17 protein-coding genes are annotated in these 20,378 nt (G+C 69.1%); 10 read left to right on the top strand and 7 right to left on the bottom strand.

Going from position 1 to position 20,378, the window contains the following annotated elements:
• Positions 1 to 4: 4 nt before the first annotated feature.
• On the top strand, positions 5 to 2,467 hold the full coding sequence (locus Acor_RS07055; protein WP_155335727.1) for a tetratricopeptide repeat protein: 2,463 nt from the start codon (positions 5 to 7) through the stop codon (positions 2,465 to 2,467).
• A 5-nt stretch (positions 2,468 to 2,472) separates the two neighbouring features.
• Here the strand turns inward: Acor_RS07055 and Acor_RS07050 are convergent, their stop codons facing one another.
• Complete coding sequence (locus Acor_RS07050) at positions 2,473 to 3,258, bottom strand: hypothetical protein (RefSeq protein ID WP_155335726.1); 786 nt, start codon at positions 3,256 to 3,258, stop codon at positions 2,473 to 2,475.
• Positions 3,259 to 3,268: 10 nt separating this feature from the next.
• Positions 3,269 to 4,897, bottom strand: a complete 1,629-nt coding sequence (locus Acor_RS07045) for a hypothetical protein (RefSeq protein WP_155335725.1) — start codon at positions 4,895 to 4,897, stop codon at positions 3,269 to 3,271.
• A 280-nt stretch (positions 4,898 to 5,177) separates the two neighbouring features.
• Between Acor_RS07045 and Acor_RS07040 the strand changes: the two genes are divergently transcribed.
• From Acor_RS07040 to Acor_RS07010, 7 genes are all read left to right on the top strand, one after another.
• Positions 5,178 to 6,311, top strand: a complete 1,134-nt coding sequence (locus tag Acor_RS07040) for an OmpA family protein (protein ID WP_170316817.1) — start codon at positions 5,178 to 5,180, stop codon at positions 6,309 to 6,311.
• Positions 6,262 to 7,668: a hypothetical protein gene (locus Acor_RS07035; RefSeq protein WP_155335723.1), complete on the top strand. Its 1,407-nt coding sequence runs from the start codon at positions 6,262 to 6,264 to the stop codon at positions 7,666 to 7,668. Before Acor_RS07040 ends, Acor_RS07035 begins: the two co-directional genes overlap by 50 nt.
• Before the next feature lie 83 nt (positions 7,669 to 7,751).
• Positions 7,752 to 8,459, top strand: coding sequence for a vWA domain-containing protein (locus Acor_RS07030; protein ID WP_155335722.1), 708 nt, complete (start codon positions 7,752 to 7,754; stop codon positions 8,457 to 8,459).
• A gap of 2 nt (positions 8,460 to 8,461) precedes the next feature.
• Positions 8,462 to 9,319 (top strand): protein phosphatase 2C domain-containing protein, encoded by an 858-nt coding sequence (locus tag Acor_RS07025; RefSeq protein ID WP_170316816.1) that lies wholly within the window; start codon positions 8,462 to 8,464, stop codon positions 9,317 to 9,319.
• Between the two features lie 9 nt (positions 9,320 to 9,328).
• Positions 9,329 to 11,395, top strand: coding sequence for a hypothetical protein (locus tag Acor_RS07020; protein ID WP_155335720.1), 2,067 nt, complete (start codon positions 9,329 to 9,331; stop codon positions 11,393 to 11,395).
• Between the two features lie 80 nt (positions 11,396 to 11,475).
• Positions 11,476 to 12,384, top strand: a complete 909-nt coding sequence (locus Acor_RS07015) for an ABC transporter ATP-binding protein (RefSeq protein ID WP_155335719.1) — start codon at positions 11,476 to 11,478, stop codon at positions 12,382 to 12,384.
• Positions 12,381 to 13,160 (top strand): ABC-2 transporter permease, encoded by a 780-nt coding sequence (locus tag Acor_RS07010; RefSeq protein WP_155335718.1) that lies wholly within the window; start codon positions 12,381 to 12,383, stop codon positions 13,158 to 13,160. The genes Acor_RS07015 and Acor_RS07010 overlap by 4 nt, the downstream gene beginning before the upstream one ends.
• A gap of 4 nt (positions 13,161 to 13,164) precedes the next feature.
• On the opposite strand, the gene Acor_RS07005 is transcribed toward Acor_RS07010, so the two are convergent.
• The 3 genes from Acor_RS07005 to Acor_RS06995 all read right to left on the bottom strand — a co-directional run bounded on the left by Acor_RS07005 (position 13,165) and on the right by Acor_RS06995 (position 15,886).
• The gene (locus tag Acor_RS07005; protein ID WP_155335717.1) at positions 13,165 to 13,812 is read right to left on the bottom strand and encodes a response regulator; all 648 of its coding nucleotides are present in this window, start codon (positions 13,810 to 13,812) and stop codon (positions 13,165 to 13,167) included.
• A gap of 5 nt (positions 13,813 to 13,817) precedes the next feature.
• On the bottom strand, positions 13,818 to 15,038 hold the full coding sequence (locus tag Acor_RS07000) for a sensor histidine kinase (RefSeq protein ID WP_155335716.1): 1,221 nt from the start codon (positions 15,036 to 15,038) through the stop codon (positions 13,818 to 13,820).
• 68 nt (positions 15,039 to 15,106) lie between these two features.
• Positions 15,107 to 15,886, bottom strand: coding sequence for a sensor histidine kinase (locus Acor_RS06995; protein WP_155335715.1), 780 nt, complete (start codon positions 15,884 to 15,886; stop codon positions 15,107 to 15,109).
• Positions 15,887 to 16,067: 181 nt separating this feature from the next.
• Between Acor_RS06995 and Acor_RS06990 the strand changes: the two genes are divergently transcribed.
• Together Acor_RS06990 and Acor_RS06985 are read left to right on the top strand one after the other, a co-directional pair.
• Positions 16,068 to 17,198, top strand: a complete 1,131-nt coding sequence (locus Acor_RS06990) for a PucR family transcriptional regulator (protein WP_155335714.1) — start codon at positions 16,068 to 16,070, stop codon at positions 17,196 to 17,198.
• 64 nt (positions 17,199 to 17,262) lie between these two features.
• Positions 17,263 to 18,309 carry an LLM class flavin-dependent oxidoreductase gene (locus Acor_RS06985; protein ID WP_155335713.1) on the top strand — a complete coding sequence of 349 codons (1,047 nt, stop codon included), beginning with the start codon at positions 17,263 to 17,265 and terminating at the stop codon, positions 18,307 to 18,309.
• 22 nt (positions 18,310 to 18,331) lie between these two features.
• Here the strand turns inward: Acor_RS06985 and Acor_RS06980 are convergent, their stop codons facing one another.
• Both Acor_RS06980 and Acor_RS06975 read right to left on the bottom strand, forming a co-directional pair.
• Positions 18,332 to 19,480: a glutathione-independent formaldehyde dehydrogenase gene (locus Acor_RS06980; RefSeq protein ID WP_155335712.1), complete on the bottom strand. Its 1,149-nt coding sequence runs from the start codon at positions 19,478 to 19,480 to the stop codon at positions 18,332 to 18,334.
• Positions 19,481 to 19,628: 148 nt separating this feature from the next.
• The gene (locus tag Acor_RS06975) at positions 19,629 to 20,300 is read right to left on the bottom strand and encodes a TetR/AcrR family transcriptional regulator (protein ID WP_155335711.1); all 672 of its coding nucleotides are present in this window, start codon (positions 20,298 to 20,300) and stop codon (positions 19,629 to 19,631) included.
• Positions 20,301 to 20,378 lie beyond the last annotated feature (78 nt).

Genomic DNA, 20,378 nt, shown 5'->3' with positions numbered 1-20,378 from the left:
AGACGTGACTGAGGTTCCGGTCCCTGACTCGATCACCACGCAGCAGCAGTTCGCGGCCGGACTGAGCCTGCTCAGCGGACGGGCCGGACTCACCACCCGTGGGCTGGCCAAGCTCACCCGAATCCCGCACACCTCCATCGCGGGCTACTTGGGCGGCAAGAACCTGCCCCGCATCGGGTCGGGGGTGCTCCGCAAGATTCTTCTCGCCTGCGGCGTCGCGCCGGAGGAGGAGATCGAACGGTGGGAGGCGGCACTGCTCCGGCTGTGGTGGGCCAGAAAGCGCCCACCCGAGCCACCGGCATCCACGGCGCAGGCGCCCGAGACTGAGTCGCACACCGTCGCCAGCCGCATCGTCGTCTCCACCCGGCCGCCGGTGGAACGCCTCGCGGAGGAGCCCACCCTGCACGGCAGGCACGATCTCCTCGACCTCCTGGGCCGCGGCCTCGACCAGCAGGCGACTGGGCGCGACACGCCACGAGTGCACGTGCTGCACGGCCTGGGCGGCTCGGGCAAGAGCACGCTCGCGCTCGCCCTGGTCAAGAAGGCCCGCGCCCGAGGTGTACGGACCTGGTGGTTGCTCGCGGACAACCCCGTCTCGGTCGCGGAGGGAATGCGCGCGCTCACCGCCGATCTCGGCGCGAGTTCGCAGCTGTTACGGTTCGGCAGCCAGCCCGACGTGGTCTGGCGGCTCCTGCGCGAATACCGCCAGCCCTGGCTGCTGGTCATCGATGACGCCGACAACCCCCGGCGCGACCTCTGCCCCGGGGATGCGCCGGTGACCGATGCCACCGGCTGGCTGCGGCCGGTAGAGGGCAGGTTCGGTCTGGTCGTGGTCACCTCGCGGGACGGCGCTCCCGAGGTCTGGGGCAGGCACGCGTCCTGGCTGCGTTTGCACCGGGTGGACCCGCTGAGCGCGGCCGATGGGGCCAAGGTGCTGCTTGATCTGGCGGGTCCGATGGCCGGCTCGGTCGGCGATGCCAGAGCTCTGGCCGAGCGGCTCGGCGGCCTGCCGCTGGCGCTCCGGCTGGCGGGTATGCATCTTGCCGAGGCGCACCGGCTGCCCCGCTCCATCGCGGGTCCCGTCAGTTTCGCCGAGTTCGCGCGGGCGCTCGAAGAAGGGCGGCACAGCGAGGTGCTGGGCGAGTCGGCGCGCTCACCGGTGGGCCGCCAGGCGCGCGGTCAGGTCGGCCGGACCTGGGAACTGTCGCTTGACCTGCTGGAGACTCTGGGCCTGCGGTACGCTCGGCCGCTGCTCCGGGCGCTGTCGTGCCTGCGCCCGGCCCCCGTGCCGTACGGCCTGCTGCTCCAGCCCGCGGTGCTGGCTCGCTCGGCGCTGTTTCCCGGGTTGACCCCGGTGCTGCTGCGCGAGACCGTGCTGGCCCTGGCCAACGTCGGCCTGGTCGATCTGGTCAGGGACGACCAAGCCGACCCCGACGTGGCCGACCTGCTGGTGATCCATCCGCTGGTCCGGGACACCAGCCGCGACCGGGTCGAGGACCAGGCCGACGCCTACCTCGCGCTGCTGACCGAACTGCTGTCGGAGGTGGCCGACGGCCTGGACCCCAAGAACCCGCGCTCGTGGGCGAAGTGGCGGGTGCTGGCCGACCACTGCCGGGCCCCGCTCGACCTGATCGGCGCGCTCGGCCTCGGCCGGACGCCCCCTCCCGGGGTCCTCGGCCCAGCCACGCTCGCCGCCCGTTACCTGCTGTCGGCCGGGCGTCTGGAACAGGCCGAGGAGATTTACGAGACGGTCATCGCCACCGGTCGGGATGTCCTTTCTGTGGACCATCCCCGGCTGCTCATGCTGCGGCACGACTTCAACCGCGTGCGCCACATGCTGGGCCGTTACCTGGAGGCTGAACAGGGCTTCCGCTCGATCCTGCCCGCCCGGCGCCGGGTGCTCGGCACCCGCCACCCGGACACGCTGACGACTCAGCACTACCTGGCCCGGGTGCTCCGCGACCTGGACCGTCTCGATGAGGCGGAGGACCTGCTGCGCCGGACCCTCCAGGCCCGCGCGGAGTCGCTCGGACCCGATCATTCTGACACTCTGACCAGCAAGAACAATCTCGCCGACCTGTTGCGATCCCGGGGGGACGCCGACGAGGCCGAGCGGATGCTGACCGAGGTTCTGCACGCCCGCACGCGGCTGCTGGGGGCGGAGTTCCCCGCCACCCTCATCACCCGCCACTACCTGGCGCTGGTCGCCTGCGACCGGGGAGACCTGGTCGGGGCCGAGGCCGTGCTCACCGAACTGGCCCTGATCTGCGCCCGGGTCCTCGGGGTTCGGCATCCGCGTGCGCTCACGGTCCGGCAGTCGCTCGGCGAGTTACGGCACCTCGGCGGGGACGTCGCGGGCGCGGTGGAGATCATGAGCGAGGTGCTGGCGATCCGGTCGGAGGTGCTGGGGGACGAACATCCGCACACTCGGGCCACCCTGGAGCGGCTGCGTGCCGTCCAGCGGTGAGCCGGTCACGCTCCTTTGCGCAGGCGGTCGGTGATCTCCCGGCCGGTCGCCAGGTCCGGCCATTGGCTCGCGTCGATCCGGAGCCGGGTGGCGAGCGCCGGGCCGTACAGGTCGGCGACGGCCTCGGTGACCGCTGTGTGGCTGGTCCACGCCGCGCGGCCTTGCCACCAGCCGACGACGCAGATGATGGCCCCCGCCGCGGCAGCGGGCCACCATCGCGAGCCCGGCAGCAGGAAGAGCACACCCCAGGCGCTGACCTCGCCGGCCCAGGTCCAAGCGGCGAGGCTCCGCGCGGATTCCCGGCGGGCGGCTTCGGGGGCGACCAGAAGCAGGTGCGGCCAGGCGAAATAGAGGTCGAGTCCGTACTCGGTGCGGATCCGGGTCTCCCGGGCGATGATCGCGTCGCTCGTCCAGGTGGGGCAGGACGGGGGGACCAGGCAGATCCGGTTCCGGCGCGCCATCGCTCTCGCGTAGGCCGCCGGGTCCGCCACCTTGTTCACGGCTGTGACGAGGGCGTCGGCCCGCTGCCAGCGCCGGGCTCTCGCCTCGGTCAGAGCGGCTGCCCACCGGCCGCTGGGACCGTTCGTCCAGATCGCGAGCACCACGCCGCCGAGGGCGCGTGCCATCACGGCCACGGCGGTCGCGGCCAGCAGGGCGCCCACGACAGTGGTGACCGTCGGCTCCAGCCGGAGCCGGGACAGGTCGGCCCAGCGTGTATGGCCGAGCGTCGTTCCCGCTGCTACCGCGACCAGCCAGAGCATCCCGTACAGGAGGCGGAAGTGGGGGCCCACGACAGCCACCTCAGCGTCGGCGGAGCGTCATACGACGCTCCTGAGGGATGTGGCACAGCGGAACGCCGTGCGTCGGCTGCCGGGTGTCGAGGCGCGGGCAGAAGCCGGTGGGGCAGGCGAAGGCGTCCTCCATGAGGGGCCACCCGCCGCGGAGCCCCGGGACGTGCCGCAGTCCTCCCCCGTTCAGGTCGTCCATCCGGCGGATCAGGGCGTCGAGCCGGTCCGTCGCATCGTCTCCGAGCTGGGCTGCGGCCACCAGGGCCTCGACTTCGGTGACGAGTTCGGTCCCGGCGGCGCGTCGCCGGAGCTCGGGCAGCAGTCCGCAGAACTGCGCGATCCAGTTCGGGTCCGCGGTGCGCTTGGAGGTAGGTGGCTCCCGTGGGGGTGCCGCCGCGGCCGCCATCGGGAGGACGGCGCGCTGATACTCCGCCAGCGCGCGGCCGGACAGCCGGAGGAACCACTCCTGGTCTTCCGGCCTGGTGGAACCGCGGGCCCAGTAGACCAGCCCGTGAGCGACCATGGAGAGCAGCGACTGCTCGTCCCAGTCGCGTGCCATCCTGCTCTCACCTGCCCACCCGCGCGCGACGGCGATGACTCGGGTGATGAAACCGGCCAGCCAGCCGGGAATCAGGTGCGCGGCGCCAGAGGCCGGTCTGGTGAGCAGGTCCACCAGGGCGTCTCGCTGCGAGTGGGACAGGTCGGGCATGACGCGTGCGATCACATAGAGAATCAGGTAGACGGGATCTCCGGTGAGGGGCAGTTCCTGGCGATATTTCGCCAGGTCCACGAGGCGGTAGGCGGCGGGGTCGGCTCCGGAGGAGCGGGCCGGGTCGACCGGGAGAAGAATATTCTTGATGTGCAGATCGCCGTGCGCCTTTCCCATCAGGGGCAGGAACTCGTGGCCGGCGATCAGCGTCTCTCCGGCGACGACGGCGAGCGGGTTGGGTAGCTTCCGCGGTTCCCCCTCGACGGCGATGTAGTTGCCGCGGATGGCTTCGGACCGTTTCGTCGTGACGGCTTTCGCGGCTGGCCATTCTGCCAGCGACACGTCGAGGAAGTCGCTCACCCGGACGCGGCCGTCCTTGCCCGCGCGCCATCGTTCGCGGCCTTCCGCCGACAGCGCGCGTGGCTTCTCCGCCCAGTCGGCGAGGACCGATCGCACGACCGTTTCGCAGGCGACGGTGAAATCCTCGGCGTGCGCTCTTCCCTCGCTGGCTCGGGCGCCGTCCAGTAGCGCGCCCAGCAGCACGAACTCTCCGACATCTGCTCCTACGACCTGCTGGAACAGGGCCAGCCTGCGAAGGCCGACGGGGATCGGGCCGTACACCAGTTCCGTGAGATGGGCCCATGCGAATCCCTTGGGTGCCTCGTGCAGGGCGTCGCTATGCCGGCCGTACTCGCCGAGCCTTCCGTCGATCGCCGCTTTCGGGAATTCCTCGACTTTGAGAATGAGACGCCGCATGACGCGATCCCGGCCGATCTCGTCGACCACACAGACTTTCGCTCCGGACAGGCCGCCCGTGAGCCAGTTGCGCAGCGCATAACTGGTCCGCGCGTTCACGGCCCAGGTGGACAGGTATTCGGCCGTCTCCGGGCCGAGGCCGTCACACAGGTCGTCGTCCAGCGGGAATGGGTTCACGATCGCCTCCGCCGGAGATCCGATTGTCGCACCGTTGAGTCGTCAAATCCAGAATTACCAGACCGTACGACTTTGTACGGATATGGGTTGTCTTCTAGGAATTTCGCAAGTCGAATGCGCTTCCTGGTCACCTGAGCGTAGCGGAAGGCGGGCGATGAAACCGCGACGACGAGCGTATGACCGGCCACGACGGTTGCCACCGCCGCGGCGTCCGAACCGGAGCGGGGCAGGCATCGCCCTGGGGCTGGCGGTCGTTGCGGCAATCGGTGTGGTTGCCTTCGTGCTCACGCGAGACCATGACGTGGCCCCGATATCCCGCACCGAACTCCTCTGGATAGCCGAGAAGACCGACCGGGTCCAGGGCGGGATCCCCCAGTACGTCCGTGATCGGGTTACGGAGATCGCAAAGGCCGGCGATGGCGGCCTGGAAGTGTACGCCGTGGGCCGCGCCGCCGCTCCGGTCGGCCGGATCTCCTTGGAAGTGCTGCGGCAGGGCGAGCGGGAACGCGACGTATTCCTCCGGGACCAGGAGATAGGCCGCCGGACGAGTGCCCTGACGAAGTCAGTCGCCGCCACCCCGGTCGGCACGGCCGGCTTCGACCTCTACGCCGCCCTCCGGGTCGCCGAGGACGGGTCCCGCGCCGGCCGCCGTGAGGTCGTCCTCGCCACCTCGGTCATGAGCGCGTCCGTCGTCCCGCTGGACTTGCCCCGGCTGACCGCGACCGATCCCGAGAAGGCCGTGGAGGAGGTCATGAAGACCGCGATCGCCAAGATCGACCTGTCCGGGGTCGATCTTCAGCCGGTGTTGCTGAACGCCACCGGACCCGGCCAGAAGCCGATGAGCGTGGCCGACGACGCCTGGCGGGAGGAATTCATTACCCACCTCGGCAAAGCGCTCGGCGCCCACGTCAACCAGCCCATCATCGATTCGACTATCGCCCCGCCCTGGCCGGGGTCCTCCGCCGTAGTGGAATTCGCCACCGTCAAAGCGAGACTGACGCCTCCCGACCGGATCGACGCGGGCCATTTCCGCCCCGACGAGGCCACTCTGCTGGACCGGGCGGCGGTCCAGCGCTCGATCAAGCTGATCGTCGCCCAGTACAACCAGGCCCCTGTGGGCTCGCTGGTGCACGTGACCGGATTCTGCGCCCGCTTCGGCACCCGCGAAGGAGCCAGGGAGCTCGCCCGGCGACGTGCCGAGGTGATCGCCGATCTGTTGGTCGAGGCCGGTCTTCCACAGCAGCTCATTCGGGCGACGGCGTCGGCTGGGACCGTCCCGCGGACCTGGTCGAACCCGTCACGGATAAGGCGCAGCGGGTCGTCATCGTCAAGATCGAGTTATCGGGCTGAAGGAGCACGCGAGCATGAATCGCGACCAATCGGAACTGGGCATCCGCACGAACCCCTGCCCTGACTGCCGCCCTCGCGTGCTGGCGGGCTGGGACATCGAGCCCTCTGCCATTCCGTACGCCGGAGGGCCATCCGACGAGGCCGTGCTGGGCATCGCCATGGCGATCAGAGACTCGACCCGGGACCCGGACACCGGTGAGCACCGGACCGGGACCGTCCTGGACGACGTCCAGCACATCGCATTCAAGACCATACTCAACAAGCTTCTGGACGACGCCTCCGAGGTCGCCTGGTCCCACGACGACGCGTTGCTGCGCTACGCCCAGCAGATGGAGCCAGCCTCCGACGAGGGCTTGGCCGACCTGGCGACACTGCCGGAGGTGCTCAGCGCGTCCTACGAAGTTCCCGGCGGGGGGCGGGTCGCGGGCGCCGAAGTGATCAACGATCACCAGCGAGCCCTGCTCCGGGAGCGGGAGCGACCCGATCCCCGGCACGACGAGTCACCCATCCCCGGGTACTGGACTCCGCTGGCCGCATGCGGCATCGCCCTGCTCGACGTCGTCCTCTACTGGGACTTCATCTTCAATCTCGGCTCGCTGGAGTCCTTGACCGCCGCGTTGAAGTGGGGTGCGGCGGCCTGCCTGGCCTTCATCTGGGCGGGCGCGATCCATCTGGCGCTCACCCTCTACAAGGCCAGGGAACGCGCCTGCCACGACCGCCGCTCGGCTGTGGGTGATCACTCCTACGCCGCCACCCGGATCCGTGGACGCCGCAGGAAGGCGGCGCCGGCCTGGGCGGCCCCCACGCCCGCCGAGATAGAGACCGCCGATCGGCAACTCGCCGTCGCCCTGGGATTCGTCGCCCTGTGCCGCGGCAGTCTCCTGGGCGATCTGATCAGAAACGGCAAAGGCGTCGTGGCTGAGGTCGAGGACCGGTACGGCTCGTTGATCGACCAGGCCAGAGCCTCCGGCGATCAGGCCCGGGCTCTTGGAGCCAAAGCGGAGACGGCCGCCGTCCACGGTTACGAGGACCGGCTGTGGGTGACCGTCAAATACCAGGAGGCGATGGGCTGGGCGTCAGCCTGGATGGGCCTTCGGGAGATTCCGGTCACCTCCGGCGACATCGAAGGACGCGCGTTCCCCAACCAGGACGCCGGCATCGAGCGACTGAAGCAGGCCCAGACCAAGCTGGCCTCCCTCATGGCGGAGCTGGGCAAGGTCAGCGGTGTTTCCACCGTGGCCGGCGTACAGAACTCGCCCGAACTGACCGAATCGCCTGCCCCGCGCAATGTGCCGGCGCTCCGACCCAAGGACGGCCCCACCGCGATCCTGGCCGAGGGACCTCCCGATCCCGGCCGAACGTCGTCGCTCCCGTTCTGCTCCCGTTGGCGGGGGTCGTGTGCGCATTGCTGGCCGCACTGATCATGGCCGGTCTTACCCCGTCGCCTGCCGACAGCACCGACCTGGTCCAGACGAACTCCACCGCTCTCCTGAGATGAGGACACATGCCCAAGCAGTTCAGCGAGGTAGAGCAGTTCGCCACCTTCCCCGTCTTCCTCCTCGTGGATGTCTCCCCGTCGATGAGCCGGGAACTCCCGACCCTGAACACCGCGCTCCGCGAGATCAGGACAGTGCTCAAGGAGGAGCCGGACGTCTGTGAGAAGGCCAGGCTCGCTGTCATCACCTTCGCTCAGCGAGCCACCAGAGTCCTGCCGCTGTCGGACATCCAGTACATGGAGATGCCGGAAGTGAAGATCGAAGGCCAGCAGACCAATTTCGCGGAGGCGTTCCGGATCGTCCGGCTGGAGATCGAGTCCGCGATCCGTGAGCTCGGCCCCAAGGCGCCCTTCCACACCCCGGTGCTCTACTTCTGGACGGACGGCGAGCACAACGTGCCCCAGGACCCATGGGCCGGGCCGCTGCGCGAACTGACCAGCGCGTCGAACAAGTACCGCCCGGAGATCGTCGCCTTCGGATTCCGGGATGCCGACCCGGACGATCTGCAGCGGATCGCGACGACGCACGCGTTTCTCGCGCGTTCCGGCCGCCCGCCCGCCGAACAGTTGAAGGAGATCATCGCGGCCGTGATCGGCAGCATCAAGTTCACCTCTGGTTCCCTCAGAGCGGCCGACGCCGGCCAAGCCCCCGCGGGAGGGCTGGGAGTGCCGATCGACTCGACCAAGTTCATCGCGCTTCCGGTCAGGAGCAATTGAGCATGCGAGAACTGCGCGAGCTGTCGACTCTGGCACCGACGGTGGGGGAGGTGACGGACGGCTTCTCGCTTCTCCTCGACGCGGAGAACGCCTGGCGGTTGCCCGCCGTGTGCGCGGACGCCGGAGCGGTCGGCCCTTTCTGGCTCGCCGCCGCCAGCCTCAGTGGGCTGGGGCACCTCCAGCACGGCCGGACCGGGCAGGACAGTTACAGTTTCGCCCTCGCCGCTGACGGCGCCGCCATGATCGTAGCGGTAGCGGACGGACTGGGTTCTCGCCCGGCGACCGCCCAGGCCGGAGCGGTGCTGCTGACCCGGCTGCTCTGCCTTCGCCTCGCCGGGCTCAGCACCCCCGAGGTCCTCGCCGCGCCGGAGGACGCGATGGTGACGGCGTTGCGTGCGGCCAACGACGACGTGCGTTGGTACCGGGACGAAATCATGCCGGGCGCGCCGGACGGCGACCTCGCCACCACGCTCGCCTTCGCCTGGATTCCGGTCGGCCCGGGTCAGGAGGTGATCGTCGGCCGGGTGGGTGACTGCGCCGCCGTCACGCTCGCGAATCGCGAGCTCAGCCCCGTCTTCCCGCATGGGGACGGGCCGCTCAACATCGTTCAGGCCGCCCTTCCGTGCGATGAGCCGGACAAGGCGCTGGAACTGGTCAGCCTCCGCCTAGGCGGGGAGGACGCGCTCTCCCTGATGACCGACGGACTCGCGGAAGACGTCCAGAACTCACCCGCCATCCGAGAGTGGCTGGCCGCATCCTGGTCGGTCCGCTGTGGCCCGCACCAGATGACTGACATCCTGCGCTACCGGCGCAAAGGTTCCCACGACGACCGGACGGCCGTCGTGGTCTGGCTGCCCTGAAGACCGGCCATGAGAGTCAGCGGACGGTTCGGCCAGTGGGATGTGACCGACGAAGAAATGGGCTCAGGAGGAGCGGCCACGCTGTTCCGCTGTGCCCAGCGGGAATGGGTGTACAAGCAGTATCACCGGCCGATATCCGACCCGGCCGACATCGCGCGGCTGTGGCGGATGATCGATCTGGGGCGGCCTGCGGTCGTTGGGCAGAGTCGGCTCGGGACCAATCCATACAACTCGATCAACTGGCCGATTGACGCGATCGAGGTACCCGGGGGTGCCTCGATTCGCGGCGTCATCGTGCCGGAGATCCCGCACCGGTTCCGCCGGAACTCGGGAAAGCCGTGCACCCTGGATTGGCTGCTGCTGGCGCGGACCGACCCGCCGCGTGCCGTCATCAGGCTGGAGGTGGTCATACGCCTCGCCGAAGTCTTCGCCTTCCTGAACGGGAAGGGGTTGGTGCACGGAGACCTCTCCGCCCGGAACGTGGTGTGGTGCGAAAGCCCGGAAGCGGGTGCCTACTTGATCGACTGCGACGGTTTGCGAGAGCGGACCGCGTCCGGCAAGGACGCGCTGATCACCCCCGACTGGACTGATCCGCGCCGGTGGGACGGGCTCATCCCGGCTCATGATCACTACAGCGACTGGTACGCCCTCGCGCTGGTCATGTATCGAGGGCTCCTGCTGAACCCCGGCAATCTGGCGAAGCCCCCGGGATCCCCGATCTGGCCGAAACCGGCGGCCTTGCCCGCCGCCCTGCCGACCCAGATCAAAGCACTCTTCGATCGCGCCCTTGGCCGGCCACTCGAAGCCAAAAGGAGGCCGGCTCCTGCTGAGTGGGTGTCCACGCTGTCGTCCACCTACGTGACGCGCGGGAACTACGACACCCGGAAGGTGAAGGTCCTCGACGATCACGCCGACAAGAACCGCCGGGCACACGAATTCCGCAGGAATGCCGGCACCACATCGCTTCGCCCGCCACGGGTGGTGAACGCCCCCCAGCCGGCCGTGCGGCCCCCGTCCAAGGTGGCTTCCGCGCCTCGGAATCGCCGGGGGTCGCTTCTTTTCTTCTGCACCGGCCTGGCGGTGGTCTGCGGCGTTTTGGCCGTGCTGGTCCTGCCCAAACTCTCGCGGACCCCCGCCGTTTACATCCTCAGGCCGATGGGTGTCGCCGCGGCTCAGGACGGCAAGCGTGTCTACGTCAGCAGCAACTCCACGAATGTCGAGGTAGTCGACCCCCAGACCGGACGGGTGACCTCCACGATCACTCTCACCTGCGGCGGCGAGCCCGACCGAACCGCCCTTGGGGACGGCTCCATGGCGATCGTGCCCGCCGGACGGTACATCTATGTCGCCAATCGGTGCCCGGCCACGGCAGACGGCGGGATCCACGTGATCGACAGGAAAGCCGATACCGTGACGCGCTTCATCCGAGTGCCGCCACCAGGCGATATGGTGCTCAGCCACGACCAGAAGCGGCTCTACGCGGCCAGCTACGCAGGGGACGATTCGCAGTTCATCGTGATCAACGTGAAGAACGGGGAGGTGCTGGAGCGAGTCACCGTTCCCTATGCGAGCCATGTCGCTCTCACACCGGATCAGCGGCGCGTCTACGTCGCCAGATTCGCCGGCCCCGGCCCGGAGACCGTCGAGATCGACACGCGCACGATGCGGGTCCGCGGCGTCCCGACCGACGAACCCGGTGTCATCCGGGGCCTGGCGATGAGCCCGAACGGCAAACGCCTCTATATCGGCAGCACGGCGAACGGCATCCTCGTGATCAACACCAAAACCAATGCCCAGCTGGCGTCGATCCCCGTGGACGGCCTCCTGGCTCTGGCCTCCGCCCCGGACGGGAAACATCTCTACGCCTTGGTGGGCGGCCCGACGGCTGGAGTACGCGTGATAGATCCCAAGAAGAACAGGGTCACGGCCGCCATCCCGATCACCGAGCCCGAGTACATCGCCGTCGCCTCCGACGGCAGGCGACTCTATGTCGGAACCCCCTACGGGCTTGTGATGATCGACACCGCCACCGAATCGGTGATCGATCCGGACAGTGCAGCGACTCCCACCAAGTAGGGACGCTGTGTACTTCAGTCCACTCAAGTGGGGACTTTCGAGGACTGCCGGTAGTTCGTCTGGTTCCTAACGTGAACCGGGTGATCGAAGTGGAGAACCTCAGCAAGAGATACGGGGACACGGTCGCGGTCGACGGGCTGTCCTTCACGGTGCGGCCTGGGCGGGTGACCGGGTTTCTGGGGCCGAATGGCGCGGGCAAATCCACCACGATGCGGATGATTCTGGGGCTCGATCATCCGAGCGGGGGTCAGGTTCGCATCGAGGGCGGGAGCTACCGGCAGTTGCGGGAACCGTTGCGGCGGGTGGGGGCGTTGCTGGAGGCGGGTGCGGTGCATCCCCGGCGGAGCGCGTACGCGCATCTGCTGTGGCTGGCGCAGAGCAACCGGATTCCCAAGGCGCGGGTGCGTGCGGTGCTGGCGCTGACCGGTCTGGACGGGGTGGCGCGCAAGCGGGCGGGTGGGTTCTCGCTCGGGATGACGCAGCGGCTCGGCATCGCGGCGGCGCTGCTGGGGGATCCGCCGGTGCTGCTGCTGGACGAGCCGGTGAACGGGCTGGACCCCGAGGGCATCCTGTGGATCAGGAACCTGATGAACGCGCTGGCCGGGGAGGGCAGGACGGTGCTCGTGTCCAGTCATCTGATGGGTGAGACGGCTCTGACGGCGCAGCATCTGGTCGTGATCGGCCGGGGGCGGTTGCTCGCCGACACCACGGTGCGGGAGTTCATCCAGGCCAACTCCCGTTCGTACGTGCGGATCCGGACCCCGGAACCTGAACTGATGCGCGACGCGCTGGCCGCGGCCGGGCTTTCGGTCAAGCAGGCCGCGGACGGCGCGCTGGAAGTCGACGAGGCGGGGCCGGAGGCGGTCGGGGAGGTGGTGGCGGCCAATGGGCTGACGGTGCACGAGGTCAGTGTGCAGTCGGCTTCGCTGGAGGAGGCGTTCATGCGGCTGACCAGGGACGCCGTCGACTACCGGGCGGCCGGGCGATGACCGGGGGAGGTGTGGTCGTCTCCGAATGGACCAAGATTCGGACGGTTCCTTCGACCGTGTGGACGCTGGTGCTGACTTCCGTGCTCAGCGTCGGGCTCGGGTATCTGCTGTCGGTCCTGTCGCGCGGTTCCCTAGCCGGGGCGTCGCCGGAGCGGATGGTCAACTTCGACCCGATCTTTCTCGCCTTCTACAGTCTCACCCTGAGCCAGCTCGCCCTGGTCGTGTTCGGGGTGCTCGTGGTGAGCGGTGAGTACGGTTCCGGGACGATCCGGGCGTCGCTGCTGGCGGTGCCACGTCGTGGCCTCTTCTATGGCGGCAAGATGCTGGCCGCGACGGTGCCGGTCCTGGTGATGTCAGTGATCACCGTGCCGGCCACCTTCTTCGCGACGCAGGCGGGCCTGGGTCCGTACGGGATCTCGCTGACCGCGGACGGCGTGCCGGCCGCTGTCGTCGGCGCGTGCCTGTACCTGCCCCTGATCTGCCTGTTCGCGATGGGGATGGCGGCGATGCTGCGCAGCACGACGCGCTCGCTGGGGATTCTGCTGCCGCTGCTCTTCCTGGGCTCGCAGGGGCTCGGCAACGCTCCGCCGGTGAAGGCGTTCACCCAGTACCTGCCGGACCAGGCAGGCATGCTGATCATGCATCTGGTCGGGCCGCAGGATGATCCCCGCTGGGCCCGCGACTACGGGCCGTGGACGGGGGTGGGCATTCTCGCGCTGTGGGCCGCCGCCGCGCTCATCGGCGGTTACCTGCTACTGCGCCGCCGTGACGCCTGAACGGTCAGCCCGCGCTGGCGTCCCGGACGAGTAGTGCCGCCTGGACGCGGTTGGCGCAGTCGAGTTTGGCGAGGACGCGGCTGACGTAGGTTTTGACGCTGGTCTCGCTCAGGTGCAGGCGGCGGCCGATCTCGGCGTTGGACAGGCCCTCGGCTACCAGGTCGAGAACCTGGGATTCGCGGGAGGTCAGTCCTTCCAGCCGCCGCCGTGCCTGCTGTCCTCGTCCCGCGTCCAGCGGCGCGACCATCCCGAGCACGAGCCGGGTCACCGTCGGGGAGAGGTAGGCGTCTCCCTCGGCGGCGGCCCGGACCGCCCGGATCAGCTCGTCCGGGGTGCAGTTCTTGAGAACGAAACCGGCGACACCGCTGCGCAGCGCATGACGGACGTTCGATTCCTCGCCGAAGGCCGTCAACATCACTGCCCGGGTGTCCGGTGCGAGCTGCCGCAGTTCGTCCAGGGCGCCCAGGCCGTCCAGCACCGGCATGTTGATGTCCAGCAGCGCCACATCCACCCGGTGCGCGAGCGCCTTGTCGACGGCTATCCTGCCGTTCTCCGCCTCGGCGACGACCTCGATGTCCGGTGCGGACTCCAGCACTGTCCTGATACCGGCTGTGATGAGCGGTTCGTCGTCGGCGACGAGCACCCGGATCATTCGGATCACCCAGCCACGACGTTCGCGGGACCGGCCAGAATCAACAGGACCGCCGGCGTGAGAGCGAGCGCGACCGCCCAGAGACGACTGCGCGCAGAAGCCACTGCCGGAACTTCGACAGATCCGGTGAGTGGCACCATGGCGCTGAGCCGGAACTCCTTCTCCGAACGTGCGACCTGGAAGACACCGCCGGCGAGCCGCACCCGCTCCTCCAACCCGGCCAGCCCATGCCCGGCGCGGCCGGATTCAGGGGATGGGTGGGTGCGGGCACTTTCTTCCAGCCTGGCCAGGCCCGTTTGCCCGGGGAGGGGGTTGCGGATGTTCACCAGAAGGGCGCCGTTCTCCGTCTGCAGGGAGACCGTGACGTGGTGGCCGGGCGCGTGTTTGGCGGCGTTGGTCAGGCCCTCTTCGATCACCCGGTAGACGGCGTGCGCGGCGGAGGTGTCCAGCAAGCCCAGAGCGCCCTCGCGGCGTACGGTCACCGGCGTGCCCGTGGCGAGGAACTCGGCCGCCAGGACGTCGATCTCGTTGAGCGAGCGGGCTTCGGGCGATCGGCTCTCGCGGAGCGTACCGACCAGGTCGTGCAGTTCGTCCAGCGCCTGCCTGGCCGTGTCGGCGAGTTGGCCCACCGCCTCACGCTGCGGTTCTGGCAGGTGTGTCACCTCAAGCGCGGCCGCCTGGATGGACAGCAGGCTGAGGCGGTGGCCCAGGGAATCATGGACATCTCTGGCGATTCGCAGGCGCTCCTGGGTGGCGAGTAGCGCGCTCTGCTGCCGTTTGTGGGCCTCACGGGCCGACTGAAGCCCCGAACTCTGCGCCAGATACCGGCCGAGCACCATCGGCAGCGCCACGAAAACGGCATACCTGGCCACCACCAGGCCCGGTGCCGTGGCGAGGACGAGCACCTGTGCACCGAGGCAGGCGACGATGCCGCCCGCGACGGCGACGGCTCCCGTCCGCGACACGACCTGCCGTCCCGCCTGGTAGCTCGCCCACATGAGGAGCGCGGTCGCCCCACCGGGCAGCGCCAGCCCCAGCGCCGCCAGAAAGGCGACCACCGGCAACCGAACCGCCAGCACCGCCAGTACGGCGACGGCCACTACCTGGGCAGCCGCGGCCCACCCGCGAAACCCCACCGGAAACAACAGCAGAGCATCCGCGACCACGACGAACAGAATGATGACGGCCGCCCTGATGTCCGGCATTCCCGGCCGGGACCAAACCATGTCGATGACTGTACCGGCCGTTTCCGGGTTGAGTGGGGATGAGGGAGAAGGGCGACGTGAGCCCGGGTCTACGGGTAAATGTCTGATGCGATGTCCCCGGCCAGAAACCCGGGAATAGGGGTCCGAATCCCGATCTCGTACGACTCGGTTGTCCGGGGCCGGGGCTCGCCGGTGTCGAGCAACGGGAGCCGGAGCACGAACCGGGTGCCGCGGGGTGAGTCTTCGACCCGTAGCGTGCCGTGGTGGGCGTGCGCGATCTCGCGGGAGATGGCCAGGCCGAGACCGCTGCCGGACGGATCGCGGCGGCGGGCGTCGTCCAGCCGGGTGAACCGCTCGAACACCCGTTCCCGATCGGCCGGCGCGATGCCGGGACCGTCGTCGCTCACCGTGACCACCGCCTGGGCTCCCACGGCGCGGATGTCGACGGTGACGAGGGCGTCGGCGTGCCGCTGGGCGTTGTCGACCAGGTTGCCGAGGACGCGGAAGAGCTTGATTTGGGAGGCGCGTACCCACACTTCGTAGGGCATTCGGATCCGTACGGGCACCCGGCCGGAGCGGGTGAGTTCATCGGTGATGAGACTGGCGAGGTCCATCGGTTCGCCCGGGGTCGGATCGCGGCGCGGCTGGGCGGATCGCAGGGCGTCGGCGACGACCGCCTCCAGCCGGTCGGTGGCAGCGAGCGCCCGCAGGATCGTGTCATGCGGGTCGATCTCGGCGGGATAGCGGAGAGCCTCTTCCAGTTGGATGCGCAGTGCGCTGAGCGGCGACCTCAGGTCGTGGGAGACGGTGGCGACCACGGCCGCCGCGACTGACGGCGATACCCGTGACGGGCAGCCGGCGGCGTTCACCGTGACTCCCCGTAGTCAAAGTCGGCGACATCACCGCGACTATCGATGATCATTTCCATGGTCAACCCCCTGATGCTTGCGGCTACGTGCTCCAGACTGCGTCTTTCCTCCCACGAAAACCAGACATATATTCACAAATAACCCAGAGCGGAACTTGCGGTATCCACAAGAGAGGATCGCGATGGGGCCCGGCACCGACTGGCGACGCCTCACCGAGCTGTGCCAGGCGGTCCAGGACGAGCTCCCCGAACTCGCCGCCCAGTTCACCGACCACATCCGGGCCGAGCTCGACGTCTACGACATCGTTCCCCGGCCGGAGCACATCCGCTTCGTCCGCGACCAGGCCGAAGCCCTGCTCACCGGACTGGCCGCCCGCCTGCCGCCCAGCCCCGAACAAGCCCTCCTGGCCAGAGACCTGGGCGCCCGCAGAGCCAGGCAGTGCATCCCTCTCGAAGTGGTCCTGCACTCCTACCACATCGGCTATCGCGACGTCTGGAACACCCTGCTCGACAAGGCCGACGACCAGGAGCTCACCGCAGCCCTCGTGCAGCTCGTCAACCTGCTGTGGACGTGGCTGCGCATCGTCAGCGGCGCCGCCGCCGACGCCCACAACGAGATCAGCCGCGTCCAGCAGGCCGCTCAGATCAACCTGACCCGCCGCTTCATCCAGCTCCTGCGCAGCGGCCAGGCCAACTCCGACGAAGCCACCGAACTCGCCCGCGCCCTCACCTTCGACCCCGGCGGCACATTCCAGGTCATCTGCACCCCGTCCTCCTGGTCCGCGGAAGACCTCACCCGCCTGCGCCAGCGCCTCACCGGCACCGTCCACGCCGCCACAGAAGGCACCGTCACCATCATCGTCTGCCAGCACGTCCCCGCCCGTACGGTCGCCGACGTCATCCACGACCACCGCCCGCGCCTGCCCCTCGGCCTCAGCCTCCCCCGCCCGGCCTTGATCGGCGCCGAAGCCGCCATTGTGGACGCAGAACGCGCCCTCGCCCTGGCCTCCGGGGGCGGCATCGTCGACTTCCGCGACGAATGGCTGCACGCCACTCTGCTGGCCCACCGCGGCCGGCTCGCCCTGCTGCTCCAGCCCGACCAGGACGCCACGGCCCTGCCGCCGCACCTGTCCGAAGCCGTCCGCGCCTACGCCGACCACGGCTTCTCCGTCTCGGCCGCGGCCCGCGTCCTGCACGTGCACGCCAACACGGTCTCCTACCGACTCGACCGCTGGCACCAGCTCACCGGCTGGGACCCGCGCACCTTCGACGGCCTGCTGAAATCCCTGCTCAGCCTGAAGCTGTTCCCATAACGGAATTCTCGCCACGGCGTGGTGGTTCCCGTCTTGGGCTTCCGCTGGAGAGAAAGAGACGACGATGTCAGTTGAGTTCGCGGTCGACACGTTCGGGGACGTGACCGTCGGTGAGGACGGGAAGCGGCTGTCGTACGCGGAGGTGATCCGCAACGTGGTCGAGGAGGCGGTGCTCGCAGACCAGGTCGGGATCGACGCGATCGGGATCGGGGAGCATCACCGGGACGACTTCGCGGTCTCCGCGCCGGAGATCGTGCTGGCGGCGATCGCGGGGCGGACCGAGCGGATTCGGCTGGGGACGGCGGTGACCGTGCTGAGCTCGGACGATCCGGTGCGGGTGTTCGAGAAGTTCGCCACCCTGGACGCGGTGTCGCGCGGGCGGGCGGAGATCATCCTGGGCCGGGGGTCGTTCACCGAGTCGTTCCCGCTGTTCGGGTTCGATCTCGGGCGGTACGAGGAACTCTTCGAGGAGAAGCTGGACCTGCTCTTCCACCTGCTGGACGAAGGGCCGGTGACGTGGGAGGGACGGCTGCGTCCCGGGCTGAAGGATCAGCAGGTCTATCCGAAGACCGAGTCGGGGCGGCTGCGGACCTGGATCGGAGTCGGGGGCAGTCCGGAGTCGGTGGTCAGGGCGGCGCGCTACCAGATGCCGCTGATGCTGGCGATCATCGGCGGGCCGCCGGAGCGGTTCGCGCCGTATGTCGAGCTGTATCACCGGGCGCTGGCGCAGTTCGAGGTCGAGCGGCTGCCGGTCGGGGTGCACTCGCCGGGACACATCGCCGCCAGCGACCAGCAGGCGCGGGACGAACTGTGGCCGCACTACCAGGCCATGCACGACCGCATCGGGCGCGAGCGGGGCTGGGGCCCGACCAACCGCGGCCGGTTCGAGTCGGAGGCCGACGAAGGGGCGCTCTACGTGGGGTCGCCGGAGACGGTGGCCGCGAAGATCGCCAAGACGGTGGGCGGGCTCGGCGTCGATCGGTTCGAGCTCAAGTACAGCTCGGGGACGCTCGCCCACGAGAAGCTGATGACCTCCATCCGGCTGTACGGCGAGGAGGTCGTGCCGCGCGTGAAGAAGCTCCTGGCCCAGACCCCGGCGTCGGCCGGCTGACCGACGCCGGGACACGGCCGGTTCAGTTCCGGCGGCCGTCAGGGTGCAGGACGACCTTGGTCCAGCCCTCGTCGCGGGCGTCGAAGTGGCGGTAGCCCTCCGGGGCCTCGTTCAGCGGCAGTTCGTGCGAGACGATGAAGGACGGCTTGGCCCGCCCGGTGTGGATGAGGTTGCGCAGCCGGCGGTTGTAGGTCTTGACGTTGGCCTGGCCGGTGCCGATCTTCTGGCCCTTGAACCAGAAGTGGCCCATGTCGAAGGGGAACTCGCCCCTTCTGGTCATGTCGTCGGCGGCGCCGGGGTCGTCGGGCAGGAAGACGCCGACCACGCCGATGCCGCCGGTCGGCCGTACCGACATGACCAGGTTGTTCATCGTCAGGTTGGGGCGTTCCTGGCCCTGCGCGTCGTGCGCCTGGTAGCCCACGCACTCGCAGCCGCGGTCGGCGCCCTCGCCGGCGGTGCGGTCCAGCACCTGCTCGACCGGGGAGCCCTTGGAGTCGTCGATCGGGATGCAGCCGATCTTCTCCGCCAGGCGGAGGCGGTCGGGGTGGCGGTCGACGACCATCACCTTGCTGGCGCCCTTGATCATCGCGGAGTAGGCGCACATCAGGCCGACCGGGCCGGCGCCGTACACGACGACCGACTCGCCCGGCCGCATGCCCGCCAGTTCGGTGGCGTGCCAGCCGGTCGGGAAGATGTCCGACAGCATCACGTAGTCGTTCTCCTTCTCCTTGGCGTCGGCCGGCAGCCGGAGGCAGTTGAAGTCGCCGTACGGGACGCGCAGGAGTTCGGCCTGGCCGCCGTTGTACGGGCCCATGCCGGCGAAGCCGTACGCGGCTCCTGCGGTGCCGGGGTTGACGGTGAGGCAGAAGCCGGTCAGCTGGGCCTCGCAGTTCTTGCAGTGGCCGCAGGCGATGTTGAACGGGAGGCAGACCATGTCGCCGACCCGGATCCGGTCCACGGCGGAACCGATCTCGATCACCTCGCCGAGGTTCTCGTGGCCGAGCACCCTGCCGGGTTCGAGGGTGGTACGGCCCTCGTACATGTGCAGGTCGGAGCCGCAGATGTTGGTGCTGGTGACCCGTACCAGGACGTCCGTCGGCCGTTCGACGCGAGCGTCGGGCACTTCCGTCACGACCACGTCGCGGGTGCCGTTGAACACCAGTGCTTGCATGATCAGTCCTCCGATTGTTCGCTGATCAGCCCGCCCGCGGCGTCAATCCGGTGGAGCGTTCACCGGGCACGAGCCGGGCTTCTTCCTCCACCCGCGAGTCGTGCCCGACATATCTGCACAAATACCTCTTACATCGGCAAATCCTGCTTCACGAACGGGCGAGCAGCCCCGAGAACAGCACTTCCAGCGTCTCGCGGATCATGGCGGTGAAGTCGAGCCGCATGGCCGCCAGCGACGGATCCGCCTCGTAGGCGGCCAGCATCGCGGCCGAGGGCTGGGAGTGGCTCCAGATCGCGCCGGTGACCATGACCGCGGCTCCGGCGAACCGGAACATCGCCTGGTCGTCGAGTTCGGGCAGGTGGCGGCGGAGTAGCCGGACCAGGACGGCGACGTTCGCGAGGGCGGCGTGCTTGTACTCGGCGGCGATCCGCGGGGACACGTTCCGTTCCAGGACCGCAGCCTGGGCGCTGACCAGGTCGCACAGCACCGGGTGGGCGGTCAGGGACGTCGCGATTACGGCGGCCAGCTGGTCGGCGCGCCCGGCCGGTGGCAGGTCGGGGTCGATGGCCGCGGTGAGGGCCTGGTCGAAATCCTCAAGCCACTCCCGTAACGCGACGTCCAGGAGCTCCAGCAGCACGGCCTCGCGGGACTCGAAATAGCGCAGCACGTTCGACTTGGCCAGGCAGACGCGGCGGCTCAGCTCGTTGAGGCTCAGCTCGGCCACCGGCATCTCGGTCAGCATCGCGGCGGCGGTGGCCAGGATCGCCTGCCTGCGCACGGCCCGCTGCTCTTCGCTGCGCGCGCGCTGGAACGTCATCATGCGGCTCAGTGTACAGACCGGTGGTCTATTGATTAAAGACCGGGGGTCTGATAGCTTCGCGTCATAACGGACCGCCAG

Origin of the sequence: Acrocarpospora corrugata (genome assembly GCF_009687845.1) — a bacterium.
Taxonomy (GTDB): Bacteria; Actinomycetota; Actinomycetes; order Streptosporangiales; family Streptosporangiaceae; genus Acrocarpospora; species Acrocarpospora corrugata.
Note: the sequence above shows the minus strand (reverse complement) of the source record. Positions and strands in the feature narration are given on the sequence as shown.

Excerpts from the sequence above, each read along its gene's own strand:
- Acor_RS07035 (WP_155335723.1), top strand. The coding sequence starts at position 6,262 with ATGAATCGCGACCAATCGGAACTGGGCATCCGCACGAACCCCTGCCCT.
- Acor_RS07030 (WP_155335722.1), top strand. The coding sequence starts at position 7,752 with ATGCCCAAGCAGTTCAGCGAGGTAGAGCAGTTCGCCACCTTCCCCGTC.
- Acor_RS07025 (WP_170316816.1), top strand. The coding sequence starts at position 8,462 with ATGCGAGAACTGCGCGAGCTGTCGACTCTGGCACCGACGGTGGGGGAG.
- Acor_RS07020 (WP_155335720.1), top strand. The coding sequence starts at position 9,329 with ATGAGAGTCAGCGGACGGTTCGGCCAGTGGGATGTGACCGACGAAGAA.
- Acor_RS07010 (WP_155335718.1), top strand. The coding sequence starts at position 12,381 with ATGACCGGGGGAGGTGTGGTCGTCTCCGAATGGACCAAGATTCGGACG.
- Acor_RS07005 (WP_155335717.1), bottom strand. The coding sequence starts at position 13,812 with ATGATCCGGGTGCTCGTCGCCGACGACGAACCGCTCATCACAGCCGGT.
- Acor_RS07000 (WP_155335716.1), bottom strand. The coding sequence starts at position 15,038 with ATGGTTTGGTCCCGGCCGGGAATGCCGGACATCAGGGCGGCCGTCATC.
- Acor_RS06990 (WP_155335714.1), top strand. The coding sequence starts at position 16,068 with ATGGGGCCCGGCACCGACTGGCGACGCCTCACCGAGCTGTGCCAGGCG.
- Acor_RS06985 (WP_155335713.1), top strand. The coding sequence starts at position 17,263 with ATGTCAGTTGAGTTCGCGGTCGACACGTTCGGGGACGTGACCGTCGGT.
- Acor_RS06980 (WP_155335712.1), bottom strand. The coding sequence starts at position 19,480 with ATGCAAGCACTGGTGTTCAACGGCACCCGCGACGTGGTCGTGACGGAA.
- Acor_RS06975 (WP_155335711.1), bottom strand. The coding sequence starts at position 20,300 with ATGATGACGTTCCAGCGCGCGCGCAGCGAAGAGCAGCGGGCCGTGCGC.